The sequence below is a fragment of the Micromonospora sp. NPDC023869 genome, from assembly GCF_055559695.1.
The window spans coordinates 1-12,990 of sequence record NZ_JBVHKD010000002.1 but is presented as its reverse complement, the minus strand read 5'-3'; the positions used below and the strand labels follow the sequence as shown (position 1 = coordinate 12,990).

13 protein-coding genes, 2 tRNA genes and 1 rRNA gene are annotated in these 12,990 nt (G+C 69.0%); 14 read left to right on the top strand and 2 right to left on the bottom strand.

What is annotated here, in order from left to right; genetic code table 11:
• Positions 1 to 15 precede the first annotated feature (15 nt).
• The 7 genes from ACZ31C_RS05730 to ACZ31C_RS05700 all read left to right on the top strand — a co-directional run bounded on the left by ACZ31C_RS05730 (position 16) and on the right by ACZ31C_RS05700 (position 6,228).
• Complete coding sequence (locus ACZ31C_RS05730; protein WP_465794380.1) at positions 16 to 444, top strand: hypothetical protein; 429 nt, start codon at positions 16 to 18, stop codon at positions 442 to 444.
• A gap of 95 nt (positions 445 to 539) precedes the next feature.
• Positions 540 to 833 (top strand): hypothetical protein, encoded by a 294-nt coding sequence (locus ACZ31C_RS05725; protein ID WP_465794379.1) that lies wholly within the window; start codon positions 540 to 542, stop codon positions 831 to 833.
• A gap of 38 nt (positions 834 to 871) precedes the next feature.
• Positions 872 to 2,263: an FtsK/SpoIIIE domain-containing protein gene (locus ACZ31C_RS05720; protein WP_465794378.1), complete on the top strand. Its 1,392-nt coding sequence runs from the start codon at positions 872 to 874 to the stop codon at positions 2,261 to 2,263.
• Complete coding sequence (locus ACZ31C_RS05715) at positions 2,260 to 2,943, top strand: DUF2637 domain-containing protein (RefSeq protein ID WP_465794377.1); 684 nt, start codon at positions 2,260 to 2,262, stop codon at positions 2,941 to 2,943. Before ACZ31C_RS05720 ends, ACZ31C_RS05715 begins: the two co-directional genes overlap by 4 nt.
• Positions 2,940 to 4,736, top strand: a complete 1,797-nt coding sequence (locus ACZ31C_RS05710; RefSeq protein ID WP_465794376.1) for a replication initiator — start codon at positions 2,940 to 2,942, stop codon at positions 4,734 to 4,736. Before ACZ31C_RS05715 ends, ACZ31C_RS05710 begins: the two co-directional genes overlap by 4 nt.
• Before the next feature lie 20 nt (positions 4,737 to 4,756).
• Complete coding sequence (locus ACZ31C_RS05705; protein WP_350700492.1) at positions 4,757 to 4,975, top strand: helix-turn-helix domain-containing protein; 219 nt, start codon at positions 4,757 to 4,759, stop codon at positions 4,973 to 4,975.
• Positions 4,975 to 6,228, top strand: coding sequence for a tyrosine-type recombinase/integrase (locus ACZ31C_RS05700; protein WP_465794375.1), 1,254 nt, complete (start codon positions 4,975 to 4,977; stop codon positions 6,226 to 6,228). Before ACZ31C_RS05705 ends, ACZ31C_RS05700 begins: the two co-directional genes overlap by 1 nt.
• Before the next feature lie 53 nt (positions 6,229 to 6,281).
• Here ACZ31C_RS05700 and ACZ31C_RS05695 read toward each other — a convergent pair.
• Positions 6,282 to 6,355, bottom strand: a tRNA-Gly gene (locus ACZ31C_RS05695).
• 219 nt (positions 6,356 to 6,574) lie between these two features.
• Here ACZ31C_RS05695 and ACZ31C_RS05690 point away from each other — a divergent pair.
• The 6 genes from ACZ31C_RS05690 (at position 6,575) to ACZ31C_RS05665 (ending at position 12,007) form a co-directional block, all read left to right on the top strand.
• Positions 6,575 to 6,648, top strand: a tRNA-Pro gene (locus ACZ31C_RS05690).
• 160 nt (positions 6,649 to 6,808) lie between these two features.
• Entirely contained in the window at positions 6,809 to 8,155 is a 1,347-nt protein-coding gene (gene tig / locus ACZ31C_RS05685; protein WP_465794374.1) for a trigger factor, read from the top strand.
• A gap of 173 nt (positions 8,156 to 8,328) precedes the next feature.
• Positions 8,329 to 8,970 (top strand): ClpP family protease, encoded by a 642-nt coding sequence (locus tag ACZ31C_RS05680; RefSeq protein WP_131052514.1) that lies wholly within the window; start codon positions 8,329 to 8,331, stop codon positions 8,968 to 8,970.
• Positions 8,971 to 8,984: 14 nt separating this feature from the next.
• The gene (locus ACZ31C_RS05675; RefSeq protein ID WP_350700497.1) at positions 8,985 to 9,647 is read left to right on the top strand and encodes an ATP-dependent Clp protease proteolytic subunit; all 663 of its coding nucleotides are present in this window, start codon (positions 8,985 to 8,987) and stop codon (positions 9,645 to 9,647) included.
• A 205-nt stretch (positions 9,648 to 9,852) separates the two neighbouring features.
• Positions 9,853 to 11,148 carry an ATP-dependent Clp protease ATP-binding subunit ClpX gene (gene clpX / locus ACZ31C_RS05670; protein WP_396699071.1) on the top strand — a complete coding sequence of 432 codons (1,296 nt, stop codon included), beginning with the start codon at positions 9,853 to 9,855 and terminating at the stop codon, positions 11,146 to 11,148.
• Positions 11,149 to 11,209: 61 nt separating this feature from the next.
• On the top strand, positions 11,210 to 12,007 hold the full coding sequence (locus ACZ31C_RS05665) for a carbon-nitrogen hydrolase family protein (protein ID WP_465794373.1): 798 nt from the start codon (positions 11,210 to 11,212) through the stop codon (positions 12,005 to 12,007).
• Between the two features lie 6 nt (positions 12,008 to 12,013).
• Here ACZ31C_RS05665 and ACZ31C_RS05660 read toward each other — a convergent pair whose 3' ends face one another.
• Positions 12,014 to 12,241: a hypothetical protein gene (locus tag ACZ31C_RS05660; protein ID WP_465794372.1), complete on the bottom strand. Its 228-nt coding sequence runs from the start codon at positions 12,239 to 12,241 to the stop codon at positions 12,014 to 12,016.
• A gap of 661 nt (positions 12,242 to 12,902) precedes the next feature.
• Here ACZ31C_RS05660 and ACZ31C_RS05655 point away from each other — a divergent pair.
• Positions 12,903 to 12,990 (top strand): 16S ribosomal RNA (locus ACZ31C_RS05655); the annotation flags it as partial.

The following is a 12,990-nucleotide window of genomic DNA, read 5'->3' as shown; positions in this document are numbered from 1 at the left end:
CGTGCGTTGGTCCCGATGACGTTGAAGGTGCCGGTCCCGTCCGAGTACGTCTTCCCCGCCGGGGCGCTCTGCCTGGGTGTGTCGCCGCAGATCGATTTCGAGCGTCGTGGTGAGGCGGACAACCAGGCGCGGGATAAGGAGTCCGGGGAGCGGGTGTGGGTGGTGCGGGTGATGGACCTGGACCCGGAGGCCGGGAAGTTCGGCCGCTCCACGGAGGTGAAGGTGAAAGTGGTCGCCGCGCAGCAGCCGGTGCCGCCGCCGTCCACGGTGCCGGGTTACCCGCCGGCGGTGGAGTTCGAGGGCCTGACGTTGACGCCGTATGTGGATTCGCAGCGGTGCAAGCCGGGCCGTTCCTCGGGTGACTGCCGGTCGCGGATGGCGTATTCGCTGCGGGCGTCGGCGTTGCGGCCGGCGTCGTCGGCGCCGGGTGCGGCGGCGGCCTGATCGTTCCGTTTGGCGCGCGGGGCGGGTCGTTTCCCCGCCAAGAGTCCCGGCCCGTCCCGCGCTCTCCCATCCCTCGTCTGTTGAAGGAGGGCGTGATGCCCACCGTAGTTCACCCTGCCCTGATCGCGGCCGTGCCGCTGCTGGTCGGGGCCCTACTCCTGATGGTCCGTACTCGCGTGGCCGACCTGCGGCATGCGCTGCGGGAGGTGGAGGCGGCGGTCCGGTCGGTGTTGCGGCTGCCGCCGGCTTTCGGCGTGGTCTACGCCATCCGCTGTCCGCGTTGCCGCCGGTGGGTGAAGCCGCGCCGGTTCGACCTGCGGCGGATGTCCTGCCGCCCCTGCATCACCACGTTGGGCCGTGGCCGTCGTGGGGGTGGCGTGTGCCTCTGATCAACGTCATTCCGGGGGACAAGATCCCCGTTGCGCCGATGAATGTGCGTCTTCCGGCGTGGCGGGTGCCGGGCTGGCTGCTGGTGTTCTGGTGGCTGGCCCGGGGCCTGTTCCGCCTCACTGTCCTGGCCGTCCGCTACTGGTGGCTCACCCTCCCTACCGGTCTCGCGCTGTGGGTACGCGCCGAGTTCGGCGGCCTGGTCCTGGCAGGCGTCGCCACCACGCTGGCGGTCGGCTGCTTGGGGTGGTGGCGATGGCATCCCGCGTCGTGGCTGCGGTTCGGCTGGTATCCGCTGGTGGCTCGGATCCGTGCGCTCGTGGTGTACCGGCCTCGGTGGGCGTCGGTCATGGCGACCTGCGGCCTGGCGACCGTGTTCGGCGGTGACCGCTACGTGCCCCGGCTGGTCAAGGTGCGCTGTGACCGTTGGGGCGACGAACTGACCGTGCGAATGCTTCCCGGCCAGATCCCTGACGACTGGGGTCAGGCGGCGGAGCGTCTCGCCTATGCCTTTCGGCAGCACACCGGGCAAGCCCGTTCCACCGGCCGTCCCGACCGGGTGGTGGTCCGGTTCATGCGCCGCGACCCGCTTGCCGGTGTCGTGGCGCCGCTGCCGGTGGCGGACACGCCGGACTTGGGCGGGCTACCGCTCGGCGTGCGGGAGGACGGTGAGCCGTATCGGCTGCGGCTGGCCGGGTCGCATGTCCTCATTGCGGGGGCGACCGGGGCGGGCAAGGGCTCGGTGTTGTGGTCGCTGATCCGCTCTCTGGCTGGTGGTGTGCGGTCGGGGTTGGTGGAGGTGTGGGCGTTCGACCCGAAGGGCGGCATGGAGTTGGCGGCGGGGGTGCCGCTGTTCGCCCGTTTCGCCTACGACGACCCCGACGGCATGGCCGGCGTCCTCGACGAAGCCGTGAAACGCATGCGGCTACGCGCGTCCCGGCTGCGGGGTGTGACGCGCCAGCATGTGCCGACGGTGGAGGAACCGTTGCTGGTCCTGGTCATCGATGAGCTGGCGGCGTTGACCGCGTACATCACGGATCGGAAGGTCCGGGACCGGATCAAGGAATCCCTCGGCCTCCTGCTCTCCCAGGGCCGTGCGGTCGGGGTGCACGTCATCGCGGCGTTGCAGGACCCGCGTAAGGACGTGTTGCCGTTCCGGGATCTGTTCCCGACCCGCATCGGGTTGCGGCTGACCGAGCCGGAGCAGGTGGACATGGTCCTCGGCGACGCCGCCCGCGACCGGGGCGCCCTGTGCGACCGCATCTCGGAGGCGGCGCCGGGGGTGGGGTTCGTGGTCCTCGACGGCGTCCGGGAACCCGTCCGCGTCCGGTTCGCCTACCTCACCGACGACGACATCCGCTCCCTCGGCCGCACCTACCGCCACCTCGACCACACCCCCGACAGCACCGACGAGCGGAAGGCGGCGGCGTGAAGACCAACTCGCAACGGATAGAGGGCGTGGTTTTGGTCCTCATCGTCCTCGTCGTCGGCGGACTCGCCGGAGCAGCGTCGTTCACGCACGTCCATGACTGGACGATGGCGAACTCTCCGGCCGGTACGGGGGACTGGTTCGGCTGGGCCAACGCCGCCATCTCCGAACTGCTGCCCCTGGCCGCGCTGCTGACCATCCGGCAACGCCGCCGCACCGGCGGCCCCATCGGCTACCCGATGTTCCTGCTCGTCTGCGCCGTCTCACTGTCCCTGGCCGCGCAACTCGCCGTGGCCAAGCCTGGCCTGTCCGGCTGGCTGCTGTCCGCCGTACCGGCGCTGGCGTTCCTCGGCCTGTCGAAACTCGTCTTCTCCACCGCACCGGTCCCGGCGTCGGTCGCCAAGCCGACCGACGACGAACACCGGGCTGACGTGCTGACCGGACGCGACTCGATGCTGGTGCCCTCCCACGACGACCGGACGGCCGGAAACGACGCGTCACGGGTCCGGGTCAACGACGACCAGGCGGCGACCGTCGTCCGAGATGTCGATGGCGAGCAGTCTCGTCCGGCGGTCGTGCGGCCGGTGCCGTCGATCGAGCGGCGTCCCGGGCTGGTGCCCGTCCCTGCGGCGGCGTTCACCCCACGCAACGGCACCCCTGCCGGGTCGGAGGGTGACCGGTGAGCCAACTCGAACTCATCCCCACCGCGACCCCGGCCGTTGCGCCGGTTGAGCGGCCTCGGCCGGGGTCGCGGGCCGACCGACTGCGCAAGCCGCTCGCCAAGGACGCGCTCAAGCAGCTCGCCGAACAGAACGGCGTCTGCGTCCGCCCCCTCGCCCTGCGCCGCACGGACATCGCCACGGGCGTGACCGAGGTGGTGGAGGTGCCCTGCGGGGCCACCCTCGCCGTGAAGTGCGGGCCGTGTGCGGAGCGCGGTCGGCGGCTGCGGATCCAGCAGATTAGGGAAGGTTGGCACCTCGCCGACGAACCCGCCGTACGCCCCGACGAGCCGGGGGAAGACGTCCTCGCGCTGGTGCGGGTGCGGGCGCATCTGGAGTTCGAGCGGGAAGCGGTGCAGTACCAGCCGATGACCCCAGACGAACGCGTCGCCCACCTGGCAGAGATAGACGCCGCCATCGCCGAACTAGACGAAGCGCTCGCAGAAACGAGCCTGCGCGGGCACCTCACCCCCAAAGACCGCGACGACCGCCCCCGCCGCAAACGGTCAACCCGGCGGCGGCAGGACTCACCCGACCTGCCCCGGCTGCCCGTCGACCCGCGCACGGTCGGCCGGGCCTACTCCGGCAAGACCGGCAAGACCCACCGCCCGTCGATGCTCGTCACCCTGACCCTCGGCACCCACGGGGCGGTGCACTCCCACCTACGGCGCGGCCCCTACGTCGCCCCCTGCGAGTGCGGCCAGCGACACGGACCGTATGACGACGTGCTCGGCACCCCGGTCGACCCGACCACGTATGACTACCGCCGGGCTGCACTGGATGCGATCCACTTCGCGCGGGTGCTGGACCGGTGGTGGCAGAACGTGCGACGGGCCGCCGGCTGGAACGTCCAATACGCCGGAGCCGTCGAGCTGCAACGCCGACTCGCCCCGCACGCGCACTTCGCCATCCGAGGCACCCTGCCGCGTCGCCTGCTCAAGCAGGTCGCCGCCGCCACCTACCAGCAGGTGTGGTGGCCCCCCTTCAACGAGCTGACCTATCCGGTGGACAAGCCGCCGGTCTGGGACGTCGACCAACAGGCATACGTCGACCCGAAGACGCGCGAGCCGCTGCCCACGTGGGGTGAAGCGCTCGACGCCCTGGAGGAACCCGACAGCCGGCCCGCCTACGTCGCCCGCCTCGGCCGCATCGACGCACGCGGCATCGAACAGGGCACCAAGGACGCGGAGCGGTCCATCCGGTACGTGACCAAGTACGTCACCAAAGACCTGACCGACCAGGCCAACCCCCGGTCCGACGCGCAGAAGGCACACTTCGACCGCCTCCACGCCGAACTGTCCGTGCTCCCGTGCTCGCCCACCTGCGCCAACTGGCTGCTCTACGGCGTACAACCGGACGGCGTCAAGGCGGGCTTGACCCCCGGGCGGTGCACCGGGAAGGTCCACCAACGCTCCACCCTCGGCTTCACCGGCCGCCGCGTCCTCGTCTCCCGCCAATGGTCCGGCAAAACCCTCGCCGACCACCGCGCAGACAACCGCTCCTGGGTCCGAGCCATCCTGGCCGGCGGCATGGCCGACACCGAAGAACACGACCAGGCGGCCGACGAGACAGACGGGCCGAACCGCTACCGGTTCGAACTCGCCCGACCCGAAGACCTCGACGTGCCGCCCCTGGAGCACCGCCTCCTACGCGCCATCTCCGCCCGCATCCGATGGCGCGCAGACCTCGACACCGCCCGGCAGCGAACAGCCGTCGCTGTTTCGGCAACCGATCGACCTGCCGCGCTCGCGGCCTGAACCAGGGGAGGGACAACCGTATGGATGACGAGCTGTTGACCGCCGATGAGGTCGCCGCTCGCTTGAAGGCAACGCCGCGATTCGTGCGCCGGCTGGTGGCTGAGCGGCGGATCGCGTTCGTGAAGGTCGGGCGGCTGGTGCGTTTCGAGGCATCCGCCGTGGCCGCGTACATCGAGACACACCGGGTGGTGCCGATCTCCCGGGCGCAGTTGCGGGACTACCTGGGGGAGGTGGCCTGATGGCGGGCAGCAAGGGCCGACGGCGTTTCGGCAACGTGCGGCGGCTGCCGTCCGGGCGGTTCCAGGCGCGGTACGTCGGACCGGACGGGTTGGAGCGGAAGGCGCCTCACACCTTCGAGACGGAGCGGCAGGCGGGCAAGTGGTTGACCGTCGTGGAGTCGGAGATCATCAAGGGGGAGTGGTCGGCGCCGGAATCGGGCGAGATCAAGCTTGAGCCGTACGGCCGGAAGTGGATCGCCGAACGGAAGCTCCAGCCGCGCAGCCGTGAGAACTATGAGGACCTGTTCCGGCTGCACATCCGTCCGCACCTCGGCGGGCTCGCCTTGGGCGCGATCAAGCCGCAGACCATCCGCACCTGGCGGCGCACGCTGCTCGACGGCGGCACGAGCGAACCGCAGGCGGTCAAGGCGTACTCGCTGCTGCGAGCGATCCTCAACACCGCCATCAAAGAGGACGAGCTGATCCGGCAGAACCCGTGCCGCATCCCGGGCTATGACCGCTATCACACACCGGAACGGCCGGTGGCGACCGTGGTCCAGGTGCTCGCGCTCGCCGAACGGATGCCGGCCCGGTTCACCGCTTTGGTGATCGTCGCCGCGTACTCCGGTCTGCGCTGGGGCGAGCTGGCGGCGCTGCGGCGTGGGGACGTGGACCTGGCGGCGGGCACGGTGCGGGTGCCGCGCAAGCTGGCGGCGTTGCGTAACGGGATGGAGTTCGGGCCGCCCAAGTCGGAGGCGGGTAATCGGGTGGTGACGCTGCCGGCGGCGGCGCGGCTGGTGTTGGCCGATCACCTGGATGAGTTCGTGGGGGAGGGGCCGGAGGCTCTGGTCTTTACCGGGGACAAGGGGGCGGTGCTGCGTTCCGGCAACTTCCGGCGGGCGGTCGGATGGTCGGCGGCGCTGCGGGCGGCTGGCATGCCAGAGGGGTTCCACTTTCACGACCTGCGGCACACCGGCAACAATCTGGCGGCGGCGACCGGGGCCAGCACGCGGGACCTGATGCACCGGATGGGTCACGCCAGCATGCGCGCGGCGCTGATCTACCAGCACGCCAACAGCGAGCGGGACCGGGAGATCGCCGACGCCATGGACCGCCGCATCACCAAGCAGACCAAGCGCGCGGCGGGCAAGCCCAAGGACAAGCAGAAGCCGGCCAAGGGCAAGAAGGCCATGCGGAAGGCACGCGAAGCGACCTCGGGCGGCACGGACGGTGCTACTGGCACGCCAATGGCACGCAAGATCAAAGAGGGCTGAAACGACAGCGGCCCAGGTTGGGCGAGACCGCCGCTGACCTGGGCCGGTGGTGCTGGAGCGGGCGACGAGAATCGAACTCGCACCGTCAGTTTGGAAGACTGAAGCTCTGCCATTGAGCTACGCCCGCGTACGCCCCGACGGATCAGGGCGCGCCGACAGCGTACCCAATGCGCGTCTGCCCCGCGCGGCCGTATCCGGTGCGGCGTCCGCGCGGTAGTCGGCGCGGCGGTACGGATGGCCAATGATGGTGGGTAACGGGCGTGAAGTCCTGTTCATCCCGTTCGGCGCGTTGGGTGACGCCCCGGCATCCCTTTGTCGGACCGACGGCATAGACTGCACGTCGCCACGGGGTGTGGCGCAGCTTGGTAGCGCACTCGCTTTGGGAGCGAGGGGCCGTGGGTTCAAATCCCGCCACCCCGACTGCCGCTCGCGGCCGGGTCGTCCCGGGCGCCGGTCACCGTTCCGGGTCCTGCCGTTCGTGCGGTTCCCGGGCGCTGCCGGCCCGCCGTGCCGGCTCGCCTACACTCTATGGGCTGTAAGAGCGCCCAGAGACAACCGAGATCCGTCAAGGAGTACGCCTGTGAAGAGCACCGTCGAGACTCTGAGCCCGACGCGCGTGCGGCTCGCCATCGAGGTGCCGTTCGTCGAGCTCGAGCCGAGCCTCAAGAAGGCGTACCGGGAGATCGGTCAGCAGATCCAGATTCCCGGCTTCCGCCGGGGCAAGGTCCCGTCCGCGATCATCGACCAGCGGGTCGGCCGGGGCACCGTGCTCAACGAGGCGGTGCAGGAGGCGATCCCGCAGAACATCCTGAGCGCGGTCCGCGAGCACGACCTCAAGACCCTGGGTCGCCCCGAGGTCGAGATCACCGAGTTCAACGACGGTGACTCGCTCAACTTCACCGCCGAGGTCGACGTCCGGCCGGAGATCACCCTGCCCGACCTGGCCAGCATCGAGGTCACGGTCGATGAGCTCAAGATCGACGACAGCGAGATCGACGAGCAGGTGAAGAGCCTGCGCGAGCGCTTCGCCACCCTCAAGACCGTGGAGCGGCCGGCCGCCGAGGGCGACTACGTGCAGATCGACCTGCGGGCGACCGTCGACGGCGAGGAGGTGCCCGGCGGTTCGGCCAGCAACATCTCCCACGAGGTCGGCAGCAAGCAGCTCCTGCCGGGCCTGGACGAGGCCGTGGTCGGCCTCTCCGCCGGCGAGGACACCACCTTCACCACCCAGCTCGTCGGCGGCGACTTCGCCGGTCGGGACGCCGACGTGGCGGTGACCGTGCGGACGGTCAAGGAGAAGGAGCTGCCCGAGCTGGACGACGACTTCGCCCAGCTGGCCAGCGAGTTCGACACGATCGGGGAGCTGCGCGACGACCTGCGTGAGCGGGTCACCCGCAGCAAGCGGGTCGAGCAGATCTACGCCGCCCGGGACAAGGCCCTCGAGCAGCTCGTCGAGGTCGCCGACGTGCCGGCGCCGGAGGGTGTCATCCGCGACGAGGTGGAGAGCCGCAAGCAGGCGATGGTCGACCAGCTGGAGCGCATCGGCGCCTCGATGGAGGACTACCTCTCCGCCGAGGAGAAGACCGAGGAGCAGATCGACACCGAGCTGACCGAGGCCGCCACCCAGGGCGTCAAGGTCCAGCTGCTGCTCGACACCCTGGCCGACGCCGAGGACACCCAGGTCTCCGACGACGAGTTCGGCCACGAGATCGTGCACCGCGCCCAGCGCGCCGGCATGGCCCCCCAGCAGTACTACGACCAGCTGGTCCGCTCCGGCACGGCCGGCGCGGTCTACGGCGACGTGCGGCGGGGCAAGGCGCTCGCCTCGGTCATGGAGCGCGTCAAGATCAAGGACTCGGCCGGCAACGAGGTGAGCCTCGACGCTCTCCGTGAGGCGAGCGAGCAGGAGCACGCGCACGAGCACTGATCGCGGGGGTGGGGCCACCGTCCGCCGGTAGCGGTGGGTGGTGGCCCGATTCCTTTGCCGGGTACGCCTCTCAGGGGTCCTGCGCTGAGAGCGAACAGTGCCCGGACCGGGGCTCTGCCGCCCGGCGCAGCGGTTAGTGTCGGACACGACGGTACGGAGAGCGAAGGGCTGCCATGACCGACATGCACATCCCAGCGAAGCCGCTCCGGGCGATCGACGCCCGTGGCGGTGACACCATTGGCAACCTCGACGACTCGGTCTACAACCGGTTGCTCAAGGAGCGGATCGTCTTCCTGGGCAGCGAGGTGACCGACCAGGTCGCCAACCGCATCTGCGCGCAGCTGCTGCTGCTCGCCGCGGAGGACCCGGACCGCGACATCAACCTCTGGATCAACTCGCCCGGTGGCTCGGTCTACTCGGGTATGGCGATCTACGACACCATGCAGTTCATCGACAACGACGTGTCGACCGTGGCGATGGGCATGGCGGCGTCCATGGGCCAGTTGCTGCTCTGCGCGGGCACCAAGGGCAAGCGCTACGCCCTCCCGCACGCCCGGATCATGATGCACCAGCCCTCCGGCGGCATGGGCGGCACTGCGGCCGACATCGCGATCCAGGCCGAGCAGATGCTCTACACCAAGCGGATGTTCCAGGAGCGGGTCGCCTCCCACACCGGCCAGTCCCCGGCGCAGATCGAGGCGGACTCGGACCGCGACCGTTGGTTCACCGCCCAGGAGGCCGTGGACTACGGCTTCATCGACAAGGTGATCACCGGGGCCGCCCAGGTTCCCGAGGGCGCCGGGACCCTGAGCTGATCGAGGAGCAGACGATGACCGACCTGAGCCTGCCGCCACAGTTCGCGGCCGTGCACAACCGCTACGTCCTGCCGTCGTTCGTGGAGCGCACGTCGTACGGGGTCAAGGAGTCCAACCCGTACAACAAGCTCTTCGAGGACCGGATCATCTTCCTCGGCGTCCAGGTGGACGACGCGTCGGCCAACGACGTGATGGCCCAGCTGCTCACCCTGGAGGGGACCGACCCCGACCGGGACATCATCATGTACATCAACTCGCCCGGTGGTTCGTTCACCGCCATGACGGCGATCTACGACACCATGCAGTACGTCCGGCCGGACATCCAGACCGTGTGCCTGGGTCAGGCCGCGTCCGCCGCCGCCGTGCTGCTGGCCGCGGGCACCCCGGGCAAGCGGATGGCGCTGCCGAACTCGCGGATCATCATCCACCAGCCGGCCACCGAGGGCGGCTACGGGCAGGGCTCGGACATTGAGATCCAGGCCCGGGAGATCCTGCGGATGCGGACCCAGCTGGAGGAGATGCTCTCCCGGCACTGCAACCGCGCGGTCGACCTGGTGCGCAAGGACATCGACCGCGACAAGATCATGACGGCCGAGGAGTCCCGCGAGTACGGGCTGGTCGACACGATCCTCACCAGCCGTAAGAAGGGACTGCTGGCCGCCAACTCGGCCGGCTGACCGGTACCGGGTCAGAGGCCGGCGGGGTCTGTCGCCCGCCGGCCTCTGACACACCCGTTTTGGGGGTCGGAGAAAGCTCCGACAGCGGGTAACGTCGGGTCCGTACGACTTAGCCGGGTGACCGGCGGGGTAAGAAGACGGGCGGAGCGGAAGCATCCGCAGGTCGTGGCCGGGGCTCCGGCCGATGAGTGCAGGGAGAACGTAGGTGGCACGGATCGGTGACGGTGGCGACCTACTCAAGTGCTCCTTCTGCGGTAAATCGCAGAAGCAGGTCAAGAAGCTCATCGCGGGCCCTGGGGTCTACATCTGCGACGAGTGCATCGATCTCTGTAACGAGATCATCGAAGAGGAGTTGGCCGAGTCGGGCGAGGTGAAGTGGGAAGAGCTTCCCAAGCCGATGGAGATCTGCCAGTTCCTCGACAACTACGTCGTGGGGCAGGAGCAGGCCAAGAAGGCGCTCGCGGTGGCGGTCTACAACCACTACAAGCGCATCCAGGCCGAGGCTGCCGGCGCACCGGGCGCCGGTAACGACGGCGTCGAGCTGGCCAAGTCGAACATCCTTCTGCTCGGCCCGACCGGGTGCGGCAAGACCCACCTGGCCCAGACGCTGGCGCGGATGCTCAACGTTCCGTTCGCCATCGCCGACGCCACCGCCCTCACCGAGGCCGGCTACGTCGGCGAGGACGTGGAGAACATCCTCCTCAAGCTGATCCAGGCCGCCGACTACGACATCAAGCGCGCCGAGACCGGGATCATCTACATCGACGAGGTCGACAAGATCGCCCGGAAGTCGGAGAACCCGTCGATCACCCGGGACGTCTCCGGCGAGGGTGTGCAGCAGGCGCTGCTCAAGATGCTCGAAGGCACGGTTGCCAACGTCCCGCCGCAGGGCGGTCGGAAGCACCCGCACCAGGAGTTCATCCAGATCGACACCACCAACGTGCTGTTCATCTGCGGTGGTGCCTTCGCCGGGCTGGACCAGATCATCGAGGCGCGTACCGGTCACGGCGGCACCGGCTTCGGTGCCCGTCTGCGGGCCGTCTCCGAGCGCTCCACCGACGACATCTTCAGCCAGGTCATGCCGGAGGACATGCTCAAGTTCGGGCTGATCCCCGAGTTCATCGGCCGGCTCCCGGTGATCACCAGCGTGCGCAGCCTGGACCGCAGCGCGCTGGTCCGCATCCTCACCGAGCCCCGCAACGCGCTGGTCCGCCAATACCAGCGCCTCTTCGAGCTGGACGGCGTCGAGCTGGAGTTCGAGCACCCGGCGTTGGAGGCGATCGCCGACCAGGCGATGTTGCGTGGCACCGGTGCCCGTGGCCTACGGGCGATCATGGAGGAGGTCCTGCTCTCCGTGATGTACGAGGTGCCCAGCAACCCCGACGCCGCCCGGGTGCTCATCAGTCGCGAGGCGGTGCTGGAGAACGTGAACCCGACCATCGTGCCGCGTGAGTTCACCGGCCGTCGGGCGCGGCGCGAGCGCGAGGAGAAGTCGGCCTGAGTCGGCCGGTGCCAGGCTCTCGCGCTGCCGTCGACGGCAGTTCGGTCGTACGCTGGCAGACATGCGCGTCGCTGTCTGCCAGCTGAACTCTCGGGACGACCGAAAGGCGAACCTGGTCGCCGCGGAGGCCCTGATCGACCGCGCGGCCGATGCCGGCGCCGACCTGGTGCTTCTCCCCGAGTACGTCGACTATCTGGGCCCGTCGGCGGGGATGCCCGCAGCGGAGTCGGTCGACGGCGAGGTCGGTCGGTTCTTCGCCGACGTCGCCCGCCGACGCGGCATCTGGTTGATCGCCGGCTCCTTCCACGAGTCCGGCCCGGATACCGAGCACACCTGGAACACCACGCTGGTCTTCGACCGCTCCGGCACGCTCGCCGCCAGCTATCGCAAGATCCACCTGTACGACGTGGAGATCCCCGGTCGGGTTTCGTACCGGGAGTCGGCCACCGTGGCCCCCGGTGACCGACCGGTGGTGGTGGACGTCGAAGGCGTACGCGTCGGCCTGTCGATCTGTTACGACCTGAGGTTCCCGGAGCTGTACCGCCAACTCGCGTCCGATGGGGGTGCACACCTGCTGGTGGTGCCGGCGGCGTTCATGATGCACACCGGCCGCGACCACTGGGAGGTGTTGTTGCGCGCTCGCGCGATCGAGAACCAGTGCTTCGTCGCGGCGGCCGGCCAGACCGGCGACCACGAACCAGCCCGCACCTGTTACGGCCGGAGCATGGTGGTCGACCCCTGGGGTTCGGTGCTGTCCCAGGTGCCTGACGGCCTGGGGTTCGCGGTGGCCGATCTCGACCTGGACCGGTTGGCGCGCATCCGCGCCGAGCTGCCGAGCCTGGCCAACCGACGGATGTGACCGTCGCTATCCCTGTAGCAGGACGCCCACCAGCGCGAAGCCGGCGATAGCGGCCGCGGTCACCAGCAGCGCGGTGCTCATCCGCGACGGGCCGCGCCGAATCAGTCGCCCGATCGAGGCCACCACCGCGAACAGCACGAACGCACCGATGATCAGCTGCCAGAACGGCAGGAGGAGCCCGAGCAGCGCGTCCTCGGCGAGGACCGGACTGGCGGGCCGGGACACGTCATCCATGCCAGACACTCTGGCACGTCTGGGCCTGCCACGGTCGTCGCCGACAGGACAGGTTCCACCGCAGGTGGTCGCGTGACGACGGGGAGACCGGCGAGCGATCGTCACCATCGACAGACCCTGATTTGCCTTCTCCGGGACGTCCGCGTAACTTTCTCTCTGCACGGGGAAGGCCGGGGCAAACCGGCCGACAACGGGCACCAGGACCGGGTCGACGTAGTCGATCTGAGACTGAGACCGGGCGGTGCGAAAGGCTCCATGAGACGGAGTTGCGATCGCGAAGCCGACCGGGTAGAGTTTCGAAGCCGGCAGGGAGCCGGGCGGGTCGCCAGGAATGGTGATCGGCCGGTCTTGCCGCTTCCCGCGACAGAAACGACCGCCCGATGGGCGTGCGTCAGCGCGGACCCGAGCAAGCTACGAAGTAATAGCCTGAATCTTCAGGTTGCACTACGAGAGCGGCTCAGATAGTTTGGAGCGGTTGCCCCAGAAGCGGTCAGGCAAAAGCAGGATCGTAGTGTGGTGTGTGGTTGTTCTTTGAGAACTCAACAGGGTGCTTGATAAGCCAGTGCCAAATTGTTTTATGATGCCCCGTGCCAACTTTTGGGTTGGTGGGGATTCCTTTGGCAACATTTTGTTGCTGGGGTTTGCTTTTCCAATTAGGTTTTTGTTGGAGAGTTTGATCCTGGCTCAGGACGAACGCTGGCGGCGTGCTTAACACATGCAAGTCGAGCGGAAAGGCCCTTCGGGGTACT